The sequence below is a fragment of the Coprococcus sp. AM11-30B genome (assembly GCF_027674365.1).
Classification (GTDB): domain Bacteria; phylum Bacillota; class Clostridia; order Lachnospirales; family Lachnospiraceae; genus Allocoprococcus; species Allocoprococcus comes.
This window is the reverse complement of record NZ_JAQDVB010000049.1, coordinates 1-3,727: the sequence shown is the minus strand read 5'-3', so window position 1 is coordinate 3,727 and position 3,727 is coordinate 1. Positions and strand designations below refer to the sequence as shown.

Sequence of the window (3,727 nt, the reverse complement as noted above, 5' to 3'; positions counted from 1 at the left end):
ATTACCTTGACCAGACTTTCACTGGCAAGCTGATAACAGCTTGCAGAACACACGACTTTCACCCGTTAGAGCGCGCCCATGGTGCGCAAACTACAAAAAGGATGTGCCTTGGCACATCCTTAGATAACTTATTCTATATTTTGCTTACCGAATCAGCTGTTCCAGCTCACTCTTTTCCTGAACTCCTAAAGTTCTCTCTGCGACCTTTCCATCTTTGAATACGAGAAATGTCGGAATTGACATTACCTTATATTCTCTGGCAAGCGCCATCTGCTCATCCACATTCACCTTACCTACCTTTACATCTGTAAGCTCCTGTGCGAGTTCGTCAACAACCGGTCCCATTGTCTGGCATGGTCCACACCATGTTGCCCAGAAATCTACCAGTACTGGTTCTTTTGCATTTAATACTTCTTCTTCAAAATTCTCTGTTGTTAAATTGATTACTGACATGATAGACATCCTCCTGTTTCATTATCTTTTTCTTCTTTAATGGCAGTAAGCCGTTCCTCTACTTTCTGGATCGTGATTCTTTCCAGATAATCATTACAGCTCCTGTTCATCCCTGTTACAAGTTCGTCCATAACTACAGACATCCCACTTGCAACCAAACACTTTTTATCCGGGTTTCCTGAACGCCAGGATGCTTTTACAAGCGTATTCTCCAGTGCGTCACTGATCTGCCTCAGCGTAATCTCCGAATTTTCTTTTGCGATCTGGTAACCGCCTCCCATGCCTTCTCTTGTCTCGATCAGACCGGCTTTTTTTAGTTTTCCCATCACCCTGCGTATGCATACAGGATTTGTACATACATTATCTGCGAGTTCTTCACTTGCGATAGTAGCATTGCTGCGATCCAGAAATACAAGTGCATGAACTGCTATTGCAAATTCGCTTGTCACGCTTCTCCCCTCATTTCTTATATGTTAAACTGTAATTTTTTTAATTACAATTCATACTGTAACAATATCACATACAGTTTGTCGTGTCAACCTCTTTGCCTGGATTTTGTTATGATTTTTTATCCTGTTGACATTTGCGAGGAAATATGATAGTTTTTTTGTGAAAATTTTGTTTATTTATGAGGATTATCTACTATGAATAAATTATTACATAACAATACACTTTTTACACTCACACTACTTGGCATCGCGACCGCACTTGCCTTTCTTTTTTCTCATTCGTTTCTGAAAATACTGCAAACATCGCATTACTTTATATTATTGCCCAGATCTTGATTGCACGATATACAAACGGATACCTGTACGGACTCTTTTCTTCTGTTTTCTCCGTAATCTGTATCAATTTCTTCTTTACCTATCCGTTTTTCCGACTGAATTTCACATTGAGCGGCTATCCGGTCACATTTATCGGAATGTTGATCATTATATTGCTCACCACAGCAACCACTTCCTCTCTTCTGTCTGATGGTTCCATCTTATCAGTGTAACAAGACTCCGGAGCTTACCGTCACTGATCATCCAGACCACGTAACCTTCTGTGTCAAAGATTTCGGACATGGTCTGAACCCGGACGTTATTCCGGATATTTTCAGTGGCATCTGCCACAATACTGGTTCCGTTGACTCCCACAAGGGTATGGGAATCGGCTTATCAATCTGCAAAACGATCATTGACGCACACAATGGTTATATCGAAGCCAAAAACCACACCAATGGTGCTTTATTTCTGTTTACATTACCAAAAGCAAAGGAGGAAAACATTCCATGCAGCCAAAAGTAAATATCCTTTTTATAGAAGACGAACGAAATATCCTTACTTTTGTTACAAAGCTGTTATATGGGCACAATTATAAAGTAACAACCGCCATAACCGGTACTGGAGGTCTTCAGCTGATAAATTCTATCTGTCCAGATCTCATTCTCCTTGATCTTGGGCTCCCGGATATGGATGGTCAGACAATCATCCAGCAGGTTCGTGAATGGTCCGACTGTTCAATCATCGTCATCTCTGCCCGTACAAATGAACATGAAAAGGTAAAAGCTCTCGATCTTGGCGCGGATGATTATATCACCAAGCCATTCGGTTCTGCAGAACTCCTTGTGCATGTATCCGCACCTCACTCAGACACAGTACCCGGATGAATACCTCTTCAGATCAAACTCTTCCACCCTTACAAATGTGGTGAGTTAATACTCGATTTTGAAAAACGTACCCTGACTATCAGTGGAAATATCGTTCATTTGACTCCAATCTCTTTTCAAATTACATATTTTCTTATAAAATGACTTTATCAAAAGAAATACAAAGAACTGGAGTAAGAGAGGCATGAATATTGGAATGTTACTTTTGGTTATAATTGGAGGCTTTGCAGGTCTTTTTTCTACACTTTATATTTGTATCAGTCTTCCATTCACCATTATATGGAAGATTTATCGCTGGGTTGCAAAAGGCATCCCGATTATGAAATAGCTGTTTCGTTTAACATCCTAATTCCAAATATTTCTCCTGCTGATAAGGTTTCTTTATATAGTATTACACCAATCAAGGTAGCTGCAACTGGCTCAACTGATGCCAAAATAGAAGCTTTTCCATTATCTAAATTTTTAAGACCGGCAGTATACAGGCAAAATGCAAGCACTGTACTTAAAAAACCAAATAATAATGACCATCCTATTATATTTATGCTTGCGCAGCTTACTTTGATCACTTTTTCAAAATTGCATAAAGGAATCACACCGATTGCTGCAACAAAAAAAGTATAGAACGAAATTGTAAAACTATCATATCCTTTTTTTAATGCAAAGCGACCAAAAATTGAATACAATGCATATCCAAATCCAGCACCAATACCTATTAAAATTCCTTTTCCACTAAGTGTCTGTGAACTTCCAATAATTCCTGTAACAAACACACAACCGACAAAAGTCAGTACCAAAGCAATTGATTTTCTTACTGTAAATTTTTCATGAAATAATAAATACGAAAGAACCATAACGAAAGCCGGTGCCGTATAAAGAAGTACCGCTGCAACAGAGAGTGATGTCATCGTAATCGCTCTGAAATAACAATAATTAAAAAATACAATACTTAATAATCCAGTTCCCAGAAAACACCACAAATCCCTAAGTTTTATCCTTAATAAGCTTCTGTTATAAAACAGCAAAAAGAGAAACAATATGCACATCGTGGTAATTGCTCTTATAGCAACAATATCCAGCGATCCTAATCCACATTCTTCAAACTTGCGGACAAAAATTCCCATGCTTCCCCAAAGTATCCCTGCCAGAATTACCATTCCTGATGCAAGTTTTTTCATTATCTTGCCTCCTTATATCCAAAAAGGATGATAACGCAACAAGCATTGTTACGCAATCATCCTTGAAATACTGTTTTTACTATAATACAAATATGCAGAGCTGTCCAGCCTAAATCAGACTGAATCTTTTATTATATTTAAATTTGACCGACTCCACCTATGGTGTCCGGATAAATATCATCGATACAGTTCCTTCGGAATTTCCTATGAAATGAAAAAAACTGTAAGCAATCGCTTACAGTTTTCAACTCCCCGAGTTGGGTTCGAACCAACGACCCTTCGGTTAACAGCCGAATGCTCTACCGCTGAGCTATCGAGGAATATTAAAGATACTTACATGTACCTTCAAAACCACATACAAATTTAAATCTTTACTCCATCCATTTTCTTTACCCTGTCCTACCTTCTTGGTTATGCCCTCGACCGATTAGTAACAGTCAGCTCCATG

The 3,727-nt window shown here is 38.7% G+C and carries 6 protein-coding genes and 1 tRNA gene; 3 read left to right on the top strand and 4 right to left on the bottom strand.

Translation table 11 applies throughout. The features are described 5' to 3' along the window. Positions 1 to 144 precede the first annotated feature (144 nt). Both trxA and PGU50_RS17840 read right to left on the bottom strand, forming a co-directional pair. Positions 145 to 453, bottom strand: a complete 309-nt coding sequence (trxA, locus tag PGU50_RS17845) for a thioredoxin (protein WP_055247598.1) — start codon at positions 451 to 453, stop codon at positions 145 to 147. Further along, positions 444 to 902: an RrF2 family transcriptional regulator gene (locus PGU50_RS17840; protein ID WP_270247645.1), complete on the bottom strand. Its 459-nt coding sequence runs from the start codon at positions 900 to 902 to the stop codon at positions 444 to 446. Before PGU50_RS17840 ends, trxA begins: the two co-directional genes overlap by 10 nt. A 302-nt stretch (positions 903 to 1,204) precedes the next feature. Between PGU50_RS17840 and PGU50_RS18210 the strand changes: the two genes are divergently transcribed. Genes PGU50_RS18210 through PGU50_RS17825 form a run of 3 tightly spaced genes read left to right on the top strand, consistent with a single transcriptional unit; the run spans position 1,205 to position 2,104 of the window. Continuing rightward, positions 1,205 to 1,450 carry a DUF4118 domain-containing protein gene (locus PGU50_RS18210; RefSeq protein WP_334304141.1) on the top strand — a complete coding sequence of 82 codons (246 nt, stop codon included), beginning with the start codon at positions 1,205 to 1,207 and terminating at the stop codon, positions 1,448 to 1,450. Continuing rightward, positions 1,428 to 1,742 carry a sensor histidine kinase gene (locus PGU50_RS17830; RefSeq protein WP_243006496.1) on the top strand — a complete coding sequence of 105 codons (315 nt, stop codon included), beginning with the start codon at positions 1,428 to 1,430 and terminating at the stop codon, positions 1,740 to 1,742. The genes PGU50_RS18210 and PGU50_RS17830 overlap by 23 nt, the downstream gene beginning before the upstream one ends. Beyond that, positions 1,727 to 2,104 (top strand): response regulator, encoded by a 378-nt coding sequence (locus PGU50_RS17825; protein WP_243872494.1) that lies wholly within the window; start codon positions 1,727 to 1,729, stop codon positions 2,102 to 2,104. The genes PGU50_RS17830 and PGU50_RS17825 overlap by 16 nt, the downstream gene beginning before the upstream one ends. Before the next feature lie 317 nt (positions 2,105 to 2,421). On the opposite strand, the gene PGU50_RS17820 is transcribed toward PGU50_RS17825, so the two are convergent. Further along, complete coding sequence (locus PGU50_RS17820; protein ID WP_270247643.1) at positions 2,422 to 3,279, bottom strand: DMT family transporter; 858 nt, start codon at positions 3,277 to 3,279, stop codon at positions 2,422 to 2,424. A 248-nt stretch (positions 3,280 to 3,527) separates the two neighbouring features. After that, positions 3,528 to 3,599 (bottom strand) — tRNA-Asn (locus PGU50_RS17815). Positions 3,600 to 3,727 lie beyond the last annotated feature (128 nt).